Annotated in this window: 12 protein-coding genes and 2 riboswitches; of the genes, 5 read left to right on the forward strand and 7 right to left on the reverse strand. The window is 72.6% G+C overall.

Translation table 11 applies throughout. The features are described 5' to 3' along the window. Positions 1-62: 62 nt before the first annotated feature. From ACFV0Q_RS14350 to ACFV0Q_RS14375, 6 genes are all read right to left on the reverse strand, one after another. Positions 63-836, reverse strand: a complete 774-nt coding sequence (locus ACFV0Q_RS14350; RefSeq protein WP_385004987.1) for an enoyl-CoA hydratase — start codon at positions 834-836, stop codon at positions 63-65. After that, positions 833-1735 (reverse strand): 3-hydroxyisobutyrate dehydrogenase, encoded by a 903-nt coding sequence (gene mmsB, locus ACFV0Q_RS14355; RefSeq protein WP_385004989.1) that lies wholly within the window; start codon positions 1733-1735, stop codon positions 833-835. Before mmsB ends, ACFV0Q_RS14350 begins: the two co-directional genes overlap by 4 nt. Then, positions 1732-2862 carry an enoyl-CoA hydratase/isomerase family protein gene (locus tag ACFV0Q_RS14360; protein WP_385004991.1) on the reverse strand — a complete coding sequence of 377 codons (1131 nt, stop codon included), beginning with the start codon at positions 2860-2862 and terminating at the stop codon, positions 1732-1734. Before ACFV0Q_RS14360 ends, mmsB begins: the two co-directional genes overlap by 4 nt. Beyond that, complete coding sequence (locus ACFV0Q_RS14365; RefSeq protein ID WP_385004993.1) at positions 2859-4010, reverse strand: acyl-CoA dehydrogenase family protein; 1152 nt, start codon at positions 4008-4010, stop codon at positions 2859-2861. Before ACFV0Q_RS14365 ends, ACFV0Q_RS14360 begins: the two co-directional genes overlap by 4 nt. Then, positions 4007-5506: a CoA-acylating methylmalonate-semialdehyde dehydrogenase gene (locus ACFV0Q_RS14370; protein WP_385004995.1), complete on the reverse strand. Its 1500-nt coding sequence runs from the start codon at positions 5504-5506 to the stop codon at positions 4007-4009. The genes ACFV0Q_RS14365 and ACFV0Q_RS14370 overlap by 4 nt, the downstream gene beginning before the upstream one ends. A 186-nt stretch (positions 5507-5692) precedes the next feature. Then, positions 5693-5870: riboswitch (cobalamin riboswitch) on the reverse strand. 77 nt (positions 5871-5947) lie between these two features. Next, positions 5948-7351, reverse strand: a complete 1404-nt coding sequence (locus ACFV0Q_RS14375; RefSeq protein WP_385004997.1) for a short-chain fatty acyl-CoA regulator family protein — start codon at positions 7349-7351, stop codon at positions 5948-5950. A gap of 385 nt (positions 7352-7736) precedes the next feature. On the opposite strand from ACFV0Q_RS14375, the gene aceA reads away from it, so the two are divergent. The 4 genes from aceA (at position 7737) to metE (ending at position 14438) form a co-directional block, all read left to right on the forward strand. Further along, positions 7737-9023 (forward strand): isocitrate lyase, encoded by a 1287-nt coding sequence (gene aceA / locus ACFV0Q_RS14380; RefSeq protein WP_385004999.1) that lies wholly within the window; start codon positions 7737-7739, stop codon positions 9021-9023. A 67-nt stretch (positions 9024-9090) separates the two neighbouring features. Beyond that, the gene (gene aceB, locus ACFV0Q_RS14385) at positions 9091-10689 is read left to right on the forward strand and encodes a malate synthase A (protein WP_385005001.1); all 1599 of its coding nucleotides are present in this window, start codon (positions 9091-9093) and stop codon (positions 10687-10689) included. Then, on the forward strand, positions 10686-11567 hold the full coding sequence (locus tag ACFV0Q_RS14390; protein WP_385005003.1) for a 3-hydroxybutyryl-CoA dehydrogenase: 882 nt from the start codon (positions 10686-10688) through the stop codon (positions 11565-11567). The genes aceB and ACFV0Q_RS14390 overlap by 4 nt, the downstream gene beginning before the upstream one ends. 149 nt (positions 11568-11716) lie before the next feature. Beyond that, a riboswitch (cobalamin riboswitch) is annotated at positions 11717-11942 on the forward strand. 171 nt (positions 11943-12113) lie between these two features. Continuing rightward, on the forward strand, positions 12114-14438 hold the full coding sequence (gene metE, locus ACFV0Q_RS14395) for a 5-methyltetrahydropteroyltriglutamate--homocysteine S-methyltransferase (RefSeq protein ID WP_385005005.1): 2325 nt from the start codon (positions 12114-12116) through the stop codon (positions 14436-14438). A 55-nt stretch (positions 14439-14493) separates the two neighbouring features. Here metE and katG read toward each other — a convergent pair whose 3' ends face one another. Further along, positions 14494-16725 (reverse strand): catalase/peroxidase HPI, encoded by a 2232-nt coding sequence (katG, locus tag ACFV0Q_RS14400; protein WP_385005007.1) that lies wholly within the window; start codon positions 16723-16725, stop codon positions 14494-14496. A 306-nt stretch (positions 16726-17031) separates the two neighbouring features. Here katG and ACFV0Q_RS14405 point away from each other — a divergent pair, with 306 nt between their 5' ends. Continuing rightward, complete coding sequence (locus tag ACFV0Q_RS14405; RefSeq protein WP_385005009.1) at positions 17032-17448, forward strand: Fur family transcriptional regulator; 417 nt, start codon at positions 17032-17034, stop codon at positions 17446-17448. Positions 17449-17587: the final 139 nt, after the last annotated feature.

The raw sequence follows: 17587 nt of genomic DNA on the forward strand, positions 1-17587 counted from the left end.
CTTCGGGGACGGCCTTCGGGGACGGCCTTCGGGGACGGCCGAGCCGCCGTCCCCGAACGGGGTCAGCCGTGGGTGAAGTGCGGCGGGCGCTTGTCCACGAACGCGGACATGCCCTCCTTCTGGTCGGCCGTCGCGAACGCCGCGTGGAACAGCCGCCGTTCGAAGCGGACCCCCTCGGTGAGCGTGGTCTCGAAGGCCCGGTTCACGGCTTCCTTGGCCATCATCGCGACCGGCTTCGACATCCCGGCCACTGTTTCCGCCACCGCGAGGGCCTCCGCGAGGAGCTCGTCGGCCGGCACGATCCGGGAGACGAGCCCGGCCCGTTCGGCCTCCTCGGCGCCCATGGTGCGCCCCGTCAGGCAGAGTTCCATCGCCTTGGCCTTGCCGACGGCCCGGGTGAGCCGCTGGGAGCCGCCGATGCCGGGGATCACTCCGAGCTTGATCTCGGGCTGGCCGAACTTCGCGGTGTCGGCGGCGAGCAGGATGTCGCAGAGCATGGCGAGTTCGCACCCGCCTCCCAGCGCGTAGCCGGAGACGGCGGCCAGCGTGGGCGTACGGACCTGGCCCAGCCGGTCCCAGGCGGTGAACCAGTCGGAGAGGTACATGTCCATGTAGCTCCGCGGCCGCATCTCCTTGATGTCCGCGCCGGCGGCGAAGGCCTTCGCGGAGCCGGTCAGCACGATGCAGCCGACGTCCGGATCCCGGTCCAGCTCCTCCGCGGCGGCCACGACCTCGGTCATCACCCGGAGGTTGAGGGCGTTGAGGGCCTCCGGCCGGTTGAGGGTCAGCAGGGCCACCCGGCCCTTGCGTTCCAGCAGGATCGTCTCGTAGGTCATGCGGTCGTTCCGTTCCGGGGTCGCAGGGTCCGGACGATCGCCGAGAAGTCCAGGGCGGAGCCCTCGCCTTCGGCGAACGCGGCGTACATCTCGGCGGCCTTGAGGCCGAGGGGGGCGTCCACCCCGCCGGCCCGCAGGGCGTTGGCGGCCAGCCCGAGGTCCTTGGCCATCAGCGGGGCCGCGAATCCGGGCCGGTAGTCGCGGTTCGCGGGACTGGCCGGAACGGGCCCGGGGACGGGGCAGTTGACGGTCAGCGCCCAGCACTGCCCGGAGGCGGTGGAGGCCACGTCGTACAGGGCCTGGTGGTCCAGGCCGAGGCTTTCGGCGAGGACGAACGCCTCGCTGACGCCGATCATCGACACGGCGAGGATCATGTTGTTGCAGATCTTCGCGGCCTGCCCGGCGCCCGCCGCCCCGCAGTGCACGGCCTTCTTGCCCATGACGGACAGCAGCGGCTCCGCCGCCGCGAACTCGGCCGCGCCGCCGCCCGCCATGAAGGTGAGGCTCGCGGCGCGCGCACCCACCACCCCGCCCGAGACGGGCGCGTCGAGGGACCGGTGGCCGGCCGCCACGGCCGCCTCGTGCGCCGCCCGCGCGTCGGCCACGTCGATGGTGGAACAGTCGACGAACAGGGTTCCGGGCCGCGCGGCCGACAGCAGCCCGTCCTCCCGGTACAGGGACAGGACGTGGCGGCCCGCCGGGAGCATGGTGATCACCACCTCCGCCTCGGCGGCGGCCAGGGCGGCCGACGCGGCCGGTTCCACCCCCGTCGCGCAGGCGCGGGCCAGGAGCTCCGGCACCAGGTCGAACCCGAGGACGCGGTAGCCGGCCTTGACGAGGTTGGCCGCCATCGGGCCGCCCATGTGGCCGAGTCCGATGAACGCCACGGTGCTGCTCACCAGGGCACCTCCTGAGCCGAATCGGTCGTGGCCAGCCGCAGTTCGCGGTCGCCGAGCGGGGCGAAGAACCCTTCCACGTCCGCCGGGCCCACCTCCGCCAGCGAGGACGGGGACCACCGCGGACTGCGGTCCTTGTCGATGACCTGGGCGCGGATGCCCTCCACCAGGTCGGGGTGGGCGAGCGCGGCGCAGGACACGCGGTACTCCTGCTCCAGGACCCGCTCCAGCGGGCCGAGCCGCCGGACCCGGCGCAGCGCCGCCAGGGTGACCTTGAGCGCCGTGGGCGATTTCGCCGTCAGCGCGTCGGCCGCCGCCTTCGCGTCGGGCAGGCCGGTGGCGAGCAGCCGCCGGTGGATCTCCTCGACGGTGTCGGCCGCGTAGCAGGGGTCGATCCAGGCGCGCGCAGCGGCCAGTTCGCCCGGCGGCGGGTCGGCCACGAAGCGGGGGAGGACCTCGGGTACGCAGGACCGGGCCGGTTCCGCCGCCAGTTCCGGCAGTCGCGCCGCCGGGACGAAGTGGTCGGCGAGCCCGCACAGCAGGGCGTCGGCCGCACCGACCGCCGTACCGGTGAGGGCCAGGTGGGTCCCGAGTTCGCCCGGGGCGAGCGCCAGCAGGTAGGTGCCGCCGACGTCGGGGACGAAGCCGATGCCCGTCTCCGGCATGGCGACGCGGGAGCGTTCGGTGACGACCCGTACGGTGCCGTGGGCCGAGATCCCGACTCCGCCGCCCATCACGATGCCGTCCATGAGGGCGACGTACGGCTTGGGGTAGCGGGCGATGCGGGCGTTGAGCCGGTACTCGTCGCGCCAGAAGTCCGCGGAAGCCGTCGTCCCGCCGCTCGCGTCGGCGTGGATGGCGCGGATGTCCCCACCGGCGCACAGACCGCGTTCCCCGGCGCCTTCGATGACGACCGTCTCGACGGCCGGGTCGCGCTCCCAGGCGGCGAGTGCCCCGTCGATGCGGAGCACCATGGGGTGGGTGAGGGCGTTGAGCGCCTTGGGGCGGTTGAGGGTGATGTACGCGGCGCGGCCCTCCGTACGGAGCAGCACCTCGTCGTGGGTCGCGGAGGTCGCGGAGGTCGCGTATGTCTCGTGGGGCTTGTGGGATTCGTGGGATTCGTGGTTCATCGCAGGCTCTCCGTGAGTCCGCGGGCGACGATGACGCGCATGACCTCGTTGGTGCCTTCCAGGATCTGGTGGACCCGCAGGTCCCGGACGATCTTCTCGATGCCGTACTCGCTGAGGTAGCCGTAGCCGCCGTGGAGTTGGAGGGCGCGGTCGGCGACGGCGTAGCCGGTGTCGGTGGCGAACCGCTTGGCCATCGCGCACAGCCTCGGGGCCAGGGGGTCACCCAGGTCGAGGGCTTCGGCGGCCTGCCGGACCAGGGCGCGGGCGGCGGCCAGCTCGGTGGCCATGTCGGCGAGCCGGAACTGCAGCGCCTGGGCGTCCAGGAGCCGGCCGCCGAAGGCCTCCCGGTCGGCGAGGTACGACAGGCTGCGGTCCAGGGCGCTCTGGGCGCCGCCGAGGGAGCAGGCGGCGATGCCGAGGCGGCCGCCGTTGAGGCCGTTCATGGCGATGCGGAAGCCGTCGCCCTCGGCCCCGAGCCTGCGGTCGGCGGGGATCCTTACCCCGTCGAGGACGACCTGACGGGTGGGCTGCGCGTTCCAGCCCATCTTGTGCTCGTTCGGCCCGAAGGACACCCCGGGGTCGTCGCGCTCCACGACGAAGGCCGAGATCCCGCCCGGCCCGGCCTCGCCCGTCCGGGCCATGACCACGTAGACCCCGGCGGCCCCGGCGCCGGAGATGAACTGCTTCACCCCGGTCAGGACGTAGTGGTCGCCGGCCCGCTCGGCGCGCGTGCGCAGGGCGGCGGCGTCCGAGCCCGCCCCGGGCTCGGTCAGGCAGTAGCTGCCCAGGGTGGCGGCCGAGCAGAGCCCGGGCAGCCAGCGCTCGCGCTGCGCCCGGTCCCCGTAGCGGTCGATCATCCAGGCGACCATGTTGTGGATGGAGAGGTAGCCGGCGATGGAGGGGCAGCCGGTCGCGAGGGTCTCGAAGACGAGGACCCCGTCGCCGCGGCCGAGCCCGGAACCGCCGTGCTCCTCGCGGACGTAGACGCCGCCGAGGCCGAGGTCGGCGGCCCTGCGCAGGACCTCGACGGGGAAGTGCTTGTCCCGGTCCCAGCCGACGGCGTACGGGGCCAGGTGCTCCTGCGCGAAATCGAGGGTGACCTCGGCGAGGGCGAGCTGGTCCTCGGTGAGGGTGTTCACGGCGCTCATCCCATCGTGGGGATGGTGAAGCTCGCGCCCTCCTTCGCCCCGGAGGGCCAGCGCGAGGTGACGGTCTTGGTGCGGGTGTAGAAGCGGATGGAGTCCGGGCCGTGCTGGTTCAGGTCGCCGAACCCGGACCGTTTCCAGCCACCGAAGGTGTGGTAGGCCACGGGCACCGGGATCGGCACGTTGACGCCGACCATGCCGACGCCCACCCGGCGGGTGAAGTCGCGCGCGGTGTCCCCGTCACGGGTGAAGATCGCGACGCCGTTGCCGTAGGGGTGCTCGGTGGGCAGGCGCAGCGCCTCCTCGTAGTCGGCGGCCCGTACGACGCTCAGCACCGGGCCGAAGATCTCCTCGCGGTGGATCCGCATGCCCGGGGTGACGCGGTCGAAGAGGGTGGGACCGGCGAAGAAGCCGTTCTCGTGCCCGGGCAGGGTGAACCCGCGGCCGTCGACGACGAGTTCGGCGCCCTCGGTGGCGCCGATGCCGACGTAGCGGTCCACGCGGTCCAGGGCGTCGCGGCTGACCAGCGGCCCGAAGTCGGCCTCGGGGTCGTCGGAGCGGCCGACGCGCAGGGTGGCGATCCGCTCCTTCAACTTGGCGACCAGCGCGTTCGCGGTCTCCTCGCCGACGGGAACGGCGACGGCGATGGCCATGCAGCGCTCGCCCGCCGAGCCGTACCCGGCGCCGACGAGGGCGTCCACGGCCTGGTCGAGGTCGGCGTCCGGCATCACGATCATGTGGTTCTTGGCGCCGCCGAAGCACTGGGCGCGCTTGCCGTGGGCGGCGGCGGTGGCGTAGATGTGCGCGGCGATCGGCGTGGAGCCGACGAAGCCGAGGGCCTGCACCCGCGGGTCCTCCAGCAGGGTGTCGACGGCCTCCTTGCCGCCGTTGACCACGTTGAACACGCCGGGCGGCAGGCCCGCCTCCAGGAAGAGTTCCGCGAGGCGCAGCGGTACGGACGGGTCGCGCTCGGAGGGCTTCAGGATGAAGGAGTTGCCGCAGGCGAGGGCGGGCGCGGCCTGCCACAGGGGGATCATCGCGGGGAAGTTGAAGGGGGTGATCCCGGCGACGACGCCGAGCGGGGAGCGCAGCGAGTGCACGTCGATGCCGGTTCCGGCGTTGTCGGTGAACTCGCCCTTGAGCAGGTGCGGGATGCCCGCGGCGAACTCGACCACCTCCAGGCCGCGTTGCAGGTCGCCGTGGGCGTCGGCCACGGTCTTGCCGTGCTCGGACGACAACAGCCGGGCGAGGGAGTCCCGTTCGCCCTCCACCAGCTGGAGGAAGCGGAGCAGGACCCGGGCCCGCCGCTGGGGGTTCCACTGCCCCCATTCGGCCTGCGCCTCCTCGGCGTTGGCGATGGCGGCCCCGGTGTCGGCGCGCCCGGCGAGCGGAACGCGGGCCTGGACGGCGCCGGTGTTGGGATCGTGCACGTCGGCGAAGAGGCCGGAGGTTCCGGTGGTGTGCTTGCCGCCGATGAAATGGGTGAGTTCACGGACCATGGCTGCCTGCTCTCGTCAGGGGGATCCGGGGATGGCACGGCGGACCGGCGGCGCGACCCGGTGGGGTGCGCCGCTGGGGGAACGCCGTGGGAACTACGAGCGCGCGTCGGTGTGCGCGCGCTCCGCCGGATCACCAGGGTCGTGGGTACGTACCGGTGCCATGCGTGTCTGCTCCATCCTCGTGGACAACACGAAACATTCCGCGGCCGGTATCCTGACTCCCGGATCCCCGCGTGCCGCCCGCCTTCCCGGCTCGTTCGCCAGTGGCGTGTGGATGGCAGCACACTCCCCGGTCACAGTGGCGGGACCGTGCCGGATTCACACCGGCTTCCCTGCACCGCGGACCTTCGTTCACGAACATATAGTTGGACGTCCTAGTAAGTCCACCCCCGACACCCCCTTCCGGCCGCGGTCGAGCATGGCTCGACCGCCGGGTGCGGATCAGCCCCGGTCCGCGACCGGGTACGGGACGAACGTGCTGCTGTTCTCGTCGACGGCCAGGGCGCGGCCGAGCGGCGGTACGGCCCGCTGCGGGCAGTCGAGGCGTTCGCAGAGCCGGCAGCCCATCCCGATGGGCGTGTCCGCACCGGCGTTGCCGAGGTCGAGCCCGTCGGAGTAGACGAGGCGCGAGGCGTGCCGGATCTCGCAGCCCAGCCCGATGGCGAAGGTCTTGCCGGGCTCGCCCCAGCCGCCGCGGTGGCGGGTCACGGCGCGGGCCGTCCACAGGTACCGCTGCCCGTCGGGCATGGCGGCGACCTGGACGTGGATGCGGCCGGGCGCGGCGAAGGCCTCGTACACGTTCCACAGCGGGCAGGTGCCGCCCGCGCGGGAGAAGTGGAAGCCGGTGGCCGACTGCCGCTTCGACATGTTCCCGGCCCGGTCGACGCGCACGAAGGAGAACGGCACCCCGCGCAGGCGGGGCCGCTGGAGGGTGCTCAGCCGGTGGCAGACCGTCTCGTAGCCGAGGCCGAACCGGTCGGTGAGCCGCTCGATGTCGTAGCGGAACTCCTCGGCGGCGGCGTGGAAGTCCGGGTACGGGAGGATCAGCGCGGCCGCGAAGTAGTTGGCGATGCCGATCCGGGCCAGGCCGTGCGCGGCGGAACCGGCCGCGAAGTCCTCGGCGGCCAGCCGGTCCAGCTCGACGCCGTGTTCGAGGAGGGCCAGCTGGGTGGCCATCCGGAACGCCTGCTGGCCGGGGTGCAGCCGCCCGGACAGGTGCAGCACGCGCGAGGCGGCGTCGTAGTGGTGCAGCCGGTCGGAACCGGCCGCGATCCGCACCCCGTGCCGGTCGGCGAGCCGCGCGGTCAGCGCGCGCACCACCTCCCCGGGGCGGATGCCGATCTCGCGGGCGAGGTGCTCGGCGGCGAGATCGGTGTCGTGGAGGTAGTTCTGCCTCCGGTAGAAGAACTCCCGGATCTCCTCGTGCGGGGAGCGCGGCGCCTCCGCCGCTCCGCCGCCCCGGCCGTCCGCCGCTTCCGCGAGCCGCTCCGCCAGGAGCTGGCCGCGCCGGCCCAGGTCCAGCAGGACGGCGGCGACGGCCGGCATCCGCGTGGCCAGTTCCGACAGGTCGGACGGGGAGACACGGGCCTCGGCGACCTCGGCGGCGAGGGCCTCGCGCAGGTCGGCGACGAGGCGGCTGGTGTCGCGCTCGGAGAAGAAGCCGGGATCGACCCCGAACGCCTCGGTGAGCCGCAGCAGTACGGGCACGGTCAGCGGGCGGGAGTCGTGCTCCATCTGGTTGAGGTAGCTGGGCGAGATCGCGAGCACCCTGGCCAGATCGGCCTGGGTCATCCGCCGCTCCTCGCGCAGCCGCCGCAGGCGGGCTCCCGCGTACGTCTTGCTCACCGCACTCCCCTCCCGGTCTCCCCTTCGCCGTGCCCGTCACAGTACGCGGACCCGTACCCGAACGGGGCTTCGCAACCTTGGCAAAACCGCCGCCGAAGATTCGCAAAGCTTGGCAGACGTACCTCCTTGATGGCACCCGGTGCCACTGCCAGAGTCGGTCCTGCGGCCGGCCGGACCCGGCAGCCGAGGTGGACTCCCGGGCCTGATTCACGCCCTGATGTCGGTGATCCCGGCAGCCCCACCCGGCGCCCGGCAGCATTGCTCAGCTTCGGCCCGCAGGCGGGTCCGGCGGCCGCACCCGCACGAACAGGCACCAAGTGCCAGCCAGTCGGGCATGCGCCCGGCTCCTTGGCAAGACAAGCGACGGATGGAAACGGTGACGGTCATGGCAGAGGCGAACACGACGGCGGCGGCCGAGCGGCTGGCACAGCGGTGGGCCACCGACCCGCGGTGGGCCGGGATCGAGCGCACCCACTCCGCGGCGGACGTGGTCCGGCTGTCCGGCAGCATCCGCGAGGAGCACACCCTCGCCCGGCGCGGCGCCGAGCGGCTGTGGCGCCAGCTCCACGAACAGGACTACATCCACGCGCTCGGCGCGCTGACCGGCGGCCAGGCGGTCCAGCAGGTCCGCGCCGGACTCCAGGCGATCTACCTGTCCGGCTGGCAGGTGGCGGCGGACGCCAACCAGGCCGGGCACACCTACCCCGACCAGAGCCTCTACCCGGTCAACTCGGTCCCGCAGGTGGTCCGCCGGATCAACAACGCCCTGCTGCGCGCCGACCAGATCGCCACCGCCGAGGGCGGCTCCGACACGACGGACTGGCTGGCCCCGATCGTCGCCGACGCCGAGGCCGGCTTCGGCGGCCCGCTCAACGCCTTCGAGCTGACCAAGGCGATGATCGCGGCGGGCGCGGCGGGCATCCACTACGAGGACCAGCTGGCCTCGGAGAAGAAGTGCGGCCACCTGGGCGGCAAGGTGCTCGTCCCCACCTCCCAGCACATCCGCACCCTCAACGCGGCCCGCCTGGCGGCCGACATCGCCGACACCCCGACCCTGATCATCGCCCGCACGGACGCGCTGGCCGCGAACCTGCTGACCAGCGACGTCGACGAGCGCGACGCCGAGTTCGTCACCGGGGAACGCACCGCCGAGGGCTTCTACCGGGTCCGCAACGGCATGGCCCCCGTCATCGCCCGCGGCCTCGCCTACGCCCCGTACGCCGACCTCATCTGGGTCGAGACCGGCACCCCGGACCTGGCCCAGGCCCGCGCGTTCGCCGAGGCCGTCCACGCGCGGTACCCGGACCAGATGCTCGCCTACAACTGCTCGCCGTCCTTCAACTGGAAGGCGGCCCTGGACGACGACCAGATCGCCAAGTTCCAGCGCGAACTCGGCGCCATGGGCTACCGCTTCCAGTTCATCACCCTCGCCGGCTTCCACTCCCTCAACCACGGCATGTTCGACCTGGCCCGCGGCTACGCCGAGCACGGCATGACCGCGTACGTCGACCTCCAGGAGCGGGAATTCGCCGCCCAGGCACAGGGGTTCACCGCCGTCAAGCACCAGCGCGAGGTCGGCACCGGGTACTTCGACCTCGTCTCCACCGCGGTCAACCCCGCCTCCTCCACCACGGCGCTCGCCGGTTCCACCGAGGAAGAGCAGTTCCACTGACCCGTGCCGCCGGCCCGCCGGGCCGCCCGACGGAGGGCGCCCGGCGGCCCACGCTGAGGAGAACCGCATGTCCCTGAAGTCCCCGACCGGCCGTGTGCAGGTCCTCGGCGCACCGGGTGAGCGCCACGAGGAGATCCTGACCCCCGAGGCCCTGGAGTTCGTCGGCCGGCTCGACGCCGCGTTCGCCGGCCGCCGCCTGGAGATCCTCAAGGAGCGCCGCCGCCGCTCGTGCCACCTCGCGGGCGGCACCCCGCTCGACTTCCCGCTCGCGACCCGCGCCCTGCGCGAAGACCCCCACTGGCGGGTCGCTCCGCCCGCGCCCGGCCTCACCGACCGCAGGGTGGAGATCACCGGCCCGCCGGAGCGGCGGATGACGGTCAACGCCCTGAACTCCGGGGCCGGCGTCTGGATGGCCGACTTCGAGGACGCCACCGCGCCCACCTGGAACAACGTCGTCGGCGGCCAGCTCAACCTGCTCGATGCCGTCGAACGCCGCATCGACTTCACCGCCCCCGGCGGCAAGGAGTACCGCCTCGGCGAACACCTCGCGACCATCATGGTCCGCCCGCGCGGCTGGCACCTCACCGAGGAGCACCTGGAGGCCGACGGCCGGCCCCTGTCCGCCTCCCTCGTGGACTTCGGCCTCTATTTCTTCCACTGCGCGCAGCGGCAGATCGACGCCGGGTACGGCCCGTACTTCTACCTCCCCAAGCTGGAGAACCGCTACGAGGCCCGCCTCTGGAACGACGTCTTCCTGCTCGCGCAGGAGCTGCTGGACATCCCGCGGGGCACCGTCCGCGCGACCGTCCTGATCGAGACGATCACGGCTGCCTTCGAGATGGAGGAGATCCTCCACGAGCTGCGCGAACACAGTGCCGGGCTGAACGCGGGCCGCTGGGACTACCTCTTCAGCCTCATCAAGACCTTCGGCCACCGCACCGACTTCCGGCTGCCCGACCGCGCCAAGGTCACCATGACCGCCCCGTTCATGCGGGCCTACACCGAACTCCTCGTCCGCACCTGCCACCGGCGCGGCGCCCACGCCATCGGCGGCATGGCCGCCCACGTCCCCGGCAAGGACGCGGAGGCCAACGAGGCGGCCCTCGCCAAGGTCCGCCTCGACAAGGAGCGCGAGGCCGAGGACGGCTACGACGGCTCCTGGGTGGCCCACCCCGGCCTGGTCCCCGTCTGCCGCGAGGTCTTCGACGGGGTGCTGGGGGACAGCCCGCACCAGATCGACCGGGCGCGCGAGGACGTCGAGGTCACGGCCGCCGACCTGCTGTCCGTCCGCCGGATCGGCTCGCCCCCGTCACAGGAGGGAGTCCGCTCCAACATCGCCGTGGCCCTGCGCTACTTCGACGCCTGGCTGCGCGGCAGCGGCGCCGTCGCCCTGTACGGGCTGATGGAGGACGCGGCGACCGCCGAGATCGCCCGCGTCCAGATCTGGCAGTGGCTCCGCCACGGATACGTGGACCGGGACACGGTCACGGCGCTCCTCGACGCCGAATGCGCCGCCCTGGCGGCCGAGGATCCGCGGGCCCTGGCCACCGAAGCCCGGGAGGTCTTCGTGAACACCGCGCTCGCCGCGCAACCGCCCGGCTTCTTCACGCCCGAGGCCTACACCCGTCACCTCGTACGCCGTGCCGAAGCGCGGGTGCACGCGTGAGCGCCCCCGCGAACCGGCGCGTCCAGCGCGTCGGCGTCGTCGGCGGCGGGCAGATGGGCGCCGGCATCGCCGAGGTCTGCGCCCGCGCCGGACTCGACACCGTCGTCGCCGAGGCCGACGCCACCGCCGCCCTGGCCGCCCGCGAACGCGTCGCCGTATCCCTCGAACGCGCCGTCCAGCGCGGCAAGCTCGACCGGATCTCCGCCGAGGACGCCCTGGCCCGGCTCGTGTTCACCGGGGACCTGGAGGACCTCGCCGACCGGCAGCTGGTCATCGAGGCCGTCACCGAGAACCCCGACGCGAAGGCGGAGGTCTTCACCCGCCTCGACAAGACCGTGGAGGACCCGGAGGCGATCCTCGCCACCAACACCTCCGCTATCCCGGTCATGCGGCTCGGCATGGCCACCCGCCGCGCCGACCGGGTCGTGGGACTGCACTTCTTCAACCCGGTCCCCGTCCTGCCGCTGGTGGAGGTCGTCTCCTCCCTCCACACCTCGGCCGACACCCTGGCCACCGTCGAGGCCTTCGCCCAGGGCGCCCTCGGCAAGACCACGGTCCGCTCCCAGGACCGGGCGGGCTTCGTCGTCAACGCGCTGCTGATCCCCTATCTCCTCTCGGCCATCCGCATGGCCGAATCGGGGTTCGCCAGCCCCGCCGACGTCGACGCCGGCATGGAACTGGGCTGCGCCCACCCCATGGGGCCGCTCAAACTCGCCGACCTGATCGGACTGGACACCGTCGAGGCCATCGCCCAGTCCCTCTACGAGGAGTTCAAGGAACCCCTGTACGCCCCGCCCCCGGTGCTCCGGCGGATGGTGCAGGCAGGTCTCCTCGGCCGCAAGAGCGGCCGCGGGTTCCACACGTACGGCCGCGGCTGAGGGGCCCCGGCACGTCTCCGGGCAGAGGGTGCGCCGGAGACGCGGAGAGCGGCGTGGGCGGGGCGAGTGGTGTCGCCGCGGCCCGCGCCGCGTCTCGTTTCCGCGTCCGGAACGTGGACAGCTGTGTTCATCCTCCGGTGCGGCGGCCTAGGGTGGCCCACGCAGCTGGTTCGCCCCGTCCGCCAGACGGGATGCGTCGTAAGAGGGAACCCGGTGGGAATCCGGGACTGCCCCGCAGCGGTGAGCGGGAACGACCGCCGTCATACGCACTGGGACCGGAACCGGTCCTGGGAAGCGACGGCCAGTAGGTGCCCGCCGGGAGACCGGCAGGCGTGCCCGCGAGTCCGAAGACCTGCCCGTTGCCCGTGCGCGATCGACCGCGCACGGTTTCCCGGTGACCTCGTGGGCGGGTTGGCGTGCACCTCGGACGGATCCTCCCGTCGCGTACCAGCCGTACGCGAAAGGCGGCGGTCCGCCCGTTCCGGCACCCCTCGCGCCCTCGGCCCCCACCGGGTCCATGGAGACACACTCGCGAAGGAGAGTTCCGTGACCACCGAGTCCGCAGCCGCGGCAGTACGGGCCACCGTGTACGGCTACCCCCGCCAGGGCCAGAACCGCGAACTGAAGAAGGCCGTCGAGGGCTACTGGAAGGGCCGCGTCAGCGCCGAAGCCCTCCGGGACACCGCCCGCGACCTGCGCCGCACCCACTGGGCCCAGCTCGCCGAGGCCGGCATCACCGAAGTCCCGACCGGCGACTTCTCGTACTACGACCATGTCCTGGACACCACCGTCATGGTCGGCGCGATCCCCGCCCGCCACCGGACGGCCGTCGCCGCGGACCCCCTCGACGGGTACTTCGCGATGGCGCGCGGCACCCAGGACGCGGCCCCGCTGGAGATGACCAAGTGGTTCGACACGAACTACCACTTCCTCGTCCCCGAACTGGGCCCCGACACCGTCTTCACGGCCGATTCCGCCCAGCAGGTCGCCGAACTGAAGGAGGCCCTGGCACTCGGCCACACCGCCCGCCCGGTCCTCGTCGGCCCGGTGACCTACCTGCTCCTCGCCAAGCCCGCCCCCGCCGCGGCGGCCGGGTTCGAGCCGCTGACCCTGCTCGACCGGCTGCTGCCCGTCTACGCCGAGGTCCTCGCGGACCTGCGCGCCGCGGGCGCCGAGTGGGTACAGCTCGACGAGCCCGCCCTCGTCCAGGACCGCACCCCGGCCGAACTGAACGTGGCCGCCCGCACCTACCGGGAGCTCGGCGCCCTGACGGAGCGCCCCAAGCTGCTCGTCGCCTCCTACTTCGACCGGCTCGGCGAGGCCCTGCCCGTCCTGGCCAAGGCGCCCGTCGAGGGACTCGCCCTCGACTTCACCGACGCCGCGGCAGCCAACCTCCGCGACCTCGCCGCCGTCGGCGGCATCCCCGGCAAGCGCCTGGTCGCCGGCGTCGTGAACGGCCGCAACGTCTGGATCAACGACTACGAGAAGGCCCTCGCCACCCTCGGCACCCTGCTCGGCCTCGCCGGCCGGGTCGACGTCGCCGCCTCCTGCTCCCTGCTCCACGTACCGCTGGACGCCACCGCCGAACGCGACATCGACCCGCAGATCCGGCGCTGGCTGGCCTTCGCCCGGCAGAAGACCACCGAGATCACCACCCTCGCCCGGGGCCTGGCCCAGGGCACCGACGCGATCACCGCCGAACTCGCCGCCAACCGGGCCGATCTCGCCTCCCGCGCCACCTCCCCGATCACCCGGGACCCCGCCGTACGGGCCCGCGCCGCCGCGATCACCGAGGCCGACGGCCGCCGCTCGCGGCCCTACCCCGCGCGCGCCGCCGCCCAGCGCGCCCACCTGGGCCTGCCGCTGCTGCCCACCACGACCATCGGCTCCTTCCCGCAGACCGACGAACTGCGCGTGGCCCGCGCCGACCTGCGGGCCGGGCGCATCGGCACCGCCGGGTACGAGGAGCGCATCAAGACCGAGATCCGCGAGGTCATCGCCTTCCAGGAGAAGACCGGCGTCGACGTCCTCGTGCACGGCGAGCCCGAACGCAACGACATGGTGCAGTACTTCGCCGAGCGGCTGACGGGCTACCTCGCCACCCGGCACGGCTGGGTCCAGTCGTACGGCACCCGCTACGTCCGCCCGCCGGTCCTGGCCGGGGACATCTCCCGCCCGGAGCCGATGACCGTGCGCTGGACGACGTACGCCCAGGCGCAGACGGCCAAGCCGGTCAAGGGCATGCTGACCGGGCCCGTCACCATGCTCGCCTGGTCCTTCGTACGCGACGACCAGCCCCTCGGGGAGACCGCCCGCCAGGTCGGTCTCGCCCTGCGCGACGAGGTCAACGACCTCGAAGCGGCCGGGACTTCGGTCATCCAGGTCGACGAGCCCGCACTGCGCGAGACGCTCCCGCTGCGCGCCGGCGGACACGCCGACTACCTCGCCTGGGCCACCGGGTCCTTCCGCCTGACGACCTCGGGCGTCCGGCCGGAGACCCAGATCCACACGCACATGTGCTACGCCGAGTTCGGCGACATCGTCCGGGCCATCGACGACCTCGACGCCGACGTCATCAGCCTGGAGGCGGCCCGCTCCCACATGCAGGTCGCGACGGAGCTGGCCGAGCACGGTTACCCGCGCGAGGCCGGTCCCGGCGTCTGGGACATCCACTCCCCGCGCATCCCCTCCACGCAAGAGGCGGCGGCCCTGCTGCGCAAGGGACTTGAGGCCATCCCCGCCGAGCGGCTCTGGGTGAACCCCGACTGCGGTCTGAAGACCCGCGGCTGGGCCGAGACCCGGGCCTCGCTGGAGCACCTGGTGGCGGCGGCGCACCTGGTGCGCGGCGAGGTCACGCCCGACGGGGTCTGACCCACGGCAGCGGGCCGGAACGGGCGCACCGCCCGTTCCGGCCCGGACGTCACGGTCAGACGAGGTCGAACCGGTCCAGGTCCATGACCTTGTCCCACGCGGAGACGAAGTCCTTCACGAACTTCTCCTTCGCGTCGTCGCTCGCGTAGACCTCCGCGAGCGCGCGCAGCTCCGAGTTCGACCCGAAGACGAGGTCGGCACGGGTGCCGGTCCACTTGACCTCGCCGGTGGAGGCGTCGCGGCCCTCGAAGGTGTTCTGGTCCGCGGACGTCGCCGACCACGTCGTGCCCAGGTCGAGCAGGTTGACGAAGAAGTCGTTCGTCAGGGACCCGGGAGCCGTGGTGAGGACGCCGTGCCGCGACTGCTGGTGGTTCGCGCCCAGCACGCGCAGGCCGCCGACGAGGACCGTCAGCTCGGGCGCACTCAGGTTCAGCAGGTTCGCCCGGTCGATCAGCAGGTACTCGGCCGGCAGGCGGTTGCCCTTGCCGAGGTAGTTGCGGAAGCCGTCGGCGACGGGCTCCAGCGCGGCGAAGGACTCCACGTCGGTCTGCTCCTGCGTGGCGTCCGCGCGGCCCGGCGTGAAGGGGACGGTCACCTCGAAGCCGGCGTCCTTGGCGGCCTGCTCCACGGCGGCGGCACCGGCCAGCACGATCAGGTCGGCCAGCGAGATCCGCTTGCCGCCGTCCTGGGCGGAGTTGAAGGACTCCTGGATGCCCTCCAGGGTCCGCAGCACCGTCGCCAGCTGGTCGGGCTCGTTGACCTCCCAGCCGCTCTGCGGCTGCAGGCGGATGCGGGCGCCGTTGGCGCCGCCGCGCTTGTCGCTGCCGCGGAAGGAGGACGCGGAGGCCCACGCGGTGGAGACGAGCTCCGACACCGACAGGTCCGAGGCGAGGACCCGCTGCTTGAGGGAGGCGACGTCCGAGGCGTCGACGAGCTCGTGCGTCACCGCCGGCAGCGGGTCCTGCCACAGCAGCGTCTCGGAGGGGACCTCCGGGCCGAGGTAGCGCACGACCGGGCCGAGGTCGCGGTGGGTCAGCTTGAACCAGGCGCGCGCGAAGGCGTCGGCGAACTCCGCCGGGTTCTCGTGGAAGCGCCGGGAGATCTGCTCGTAGGCCGGGTCGACGCGCAGCGAGAGGTCCGTCGTCAGCATGGTCGGGGCGTGGCTCTTCGACGCGTCGTGGGCGTCGGGCACGGTACCGGCCCCCGCTCCGTCCTTCGGCCGCCACTGGTGGGCGCCGGCCGGGCTCTTGAAGAGCTCCCACTCGTAGCCGAACAGGATGTCGAAGAAGCTGTTGTCCCAGGTGATCGGGGTGTTCGTCCAGATCCCCTCCAGACCGCTGGTGATCGCGTCGGCACCCTTGCCCGTACCGAACGAGTTCTTCCAGCCGAGGCCCTGCTGCTCCAGCGGCGCGGCCTCGGGGTCGTCGCCGACGCTCTCCGCCGGGCCCGCGCCGTGGGTCTTGCCGAAGGTGTGGCCGCCCGCGATCAGGGCGACGGTCTCCTCGTCGTTCATCGCCATCCGGCGGAAGGTCTCACGGATGTCGCGGGCCGCGGCGAGCGGGTCCGGGTTGCCGTTGGGGCCTTCGGGGTTGACGTAGATGAGGCCCATCTGGACCGCGCCGAGGGGGTTCTCCAGCTCGCGGTCGCCGGTGTAGCGCTCGTCGTCGAGCCAGGTGGTCTCGGGACCCCAGTACACGTCCTCGTCGGGCTCCCAGACGTCGGCGCGGCCGCCGCCGAAGCCGAAGGTCTCGAAGCCCATCTGCTCCAGGGCGACGTTGCCGGTGAGGATCATCAGGTCGGCCCAGGACAGGCTCTGGCCGTACTTCTTCTTGACCGGCCACAGCAGACGGCGGGCCTTGTCGAGGTTGCCGTTGTCCGGCCAGCTGTTGAGCGGCGCGAAGCGCTGCTGGCCGGCCCCGGCGCCGCCGCGGCCGTCGCTGATCCGGTAGGTGCCGGCGCTGTGCCACGCCATGCGGATCATGAACGGGCCGTAGTGGCCGAAGTCGGCGGGCCACCAGTCCTGCGAGCTCGTCAGGACCTCGGCGATGTCCTGCTTCACCGCGGGCAGGTCGAGGGTCTTGAAGGCCTCCGCGTAGTCGAACTCCTCGCCGAGCGGGTTGGCCACGGCGGGGTTCTTCGCGAGGATCTTCAGGTTGAGCCGCTCGGGCCACCACTGGCGGTTGCCGCCGCCCTGGGTCGGGTGCGCGGCGCGCCCGTGCGCGACCGGGCAGCCGCCCGCACCCTCCGAATTGGCGTCCACGACGATTGCATCATGGTTCTCAGACATGGGAATCCTTCCGTACCTGGTGGATCACAACGCTCAGCAACTGCATGCGGTGGTCTGGGCGGGGCGCGGGTCCCCTGCGAACGGGCTCGGCCCCGCCGATCGCCGTGACATCACGGGGGCCACGGTGCGGACGGTCCCGAGCCGCGGGAAGCGGGTCCGAGGCTTCCTGACTCTTGGCTATCTTCGAAACCGATCCTACGATGGACGGAATCCAAGTCAAGATAAACACCAAACCCCTGTCCCCCGGATTCCGGACGAGCACCGGCGGCCTCCGGACATCCAGCCGACCTGAACGGGTGAGCCGACATGAGTGACCTGCTGGAACGACTGCGAGGGCGCGGCTGGCGGATGACGTCCCAGCGGCGTGTCGTCGCCGAGGTCCTCGACGGCGACCACGTACACCTCACGGCCGACGAGGTGCACGCGCGGGCGGCGGAGCTGCTGCCCGAGATCTCCCGCGCCACCGTCTACAACGCCCTCGGCGAGCTGGTCTCCCTCGGCGAGGTGGTCGAGGTGTCCACCGACGGCCGTGCCAAGCGCTACGACCCCAACGCGCACCACGCGCACGAGCACCTCGTGTGTTCCGGCTGCGGCCTCATCCGCGACGTCCACCCGACGGGCGACCCCCTGGCCGACCTCCCCGCGGACGAACGCTTCGGCTTCACCGTATCCGGAGCCCAGGTCACCTACCGCGGCCTCTGCCCGGCCTGCGCCCGGGCCTGAGCCCCACGAGTCCGTACGTCGACTCCGGCTCGACCGGTGGTCCAGGGGGGGGTGGGGGGCGTCACCCCAGGCCGGACACCCCGCAGACGGTACGGGCGGTCTCGCGGTCGACGCGCTGTGGCGTTGAACCGGAGGGCGG

This window comes from Streptomyces sp. NPDC059564 (genome assembly GCF_042735575.1).
Taxonomy (GTDB): Bacteria; Actinomycetota; Actinomycetes; order Streptomycetales; family Streptomycetaceae; genus Streptomyces.

What these genes read in the sequence shown, in the direction of transcription:
- ACFV0Q_RS14350 (WP_385004987.1), bottom strand. Translation starts at nt 836, where the DNA reads ATGACCTACGAGACGATCCTGCTGGAACGCAAGGGCCGGGTGGCCCTG.
- ACFV0Q_RS14360 (WP_385004991.1), bottom strand. Translation starts at nt 2,862, where the DNA reads ATGAACCACGAATCCCACGAATCCCACAAGCCCCACGAGACATACGCG.
- ACFV0Q_RS14365 (WP_385004993.1), bottom strand. Translation starts at nt 4,010, where the DNA reads ATGAGCGCCGTGAACACCCTCACCGAGGACCAGCTCGCCCTCGCCGAG.
- ACFV0Q_RS14370 (WP_385004995.1), bottom strand. Translation starts at nt 5,506, where the DNA reads ATGGTCCGTGAACTCACCCATTTCATCGGCGGCAAGCACACCACCGGA.
- aceA (WP_385004999.1), top strand. Translation starts at nt 7,737, where the DNA reads ATGGCAGAGGCGAACACGACGGCGGCGGCCGAGCGGCTGGCACAGCGG.
- aceB (WP_385005001.1), top strand. Translation starts at nt 9,091, where the DNA reads ATGTCCCTGAAGTCCCCGACCGGCCGTGTGCAGGTCCTCGGCGCACCG.
- katG (WP_385005007.1), bottom strand. Translation starts at nt 16,725, where the DNA reads ATGTCTGAGAACCATGATGCAATCGTCGTGGACGCCAATTCGGAGGGT.
- ACFV0Q_RS14405 (WP_385005009.1), top strand. Translation starts at nt 17,032, where the DNA reads ATGAGTGACCTGCTGGAACGACTGCGAGGGCGCGGCTGGCGGATGACG.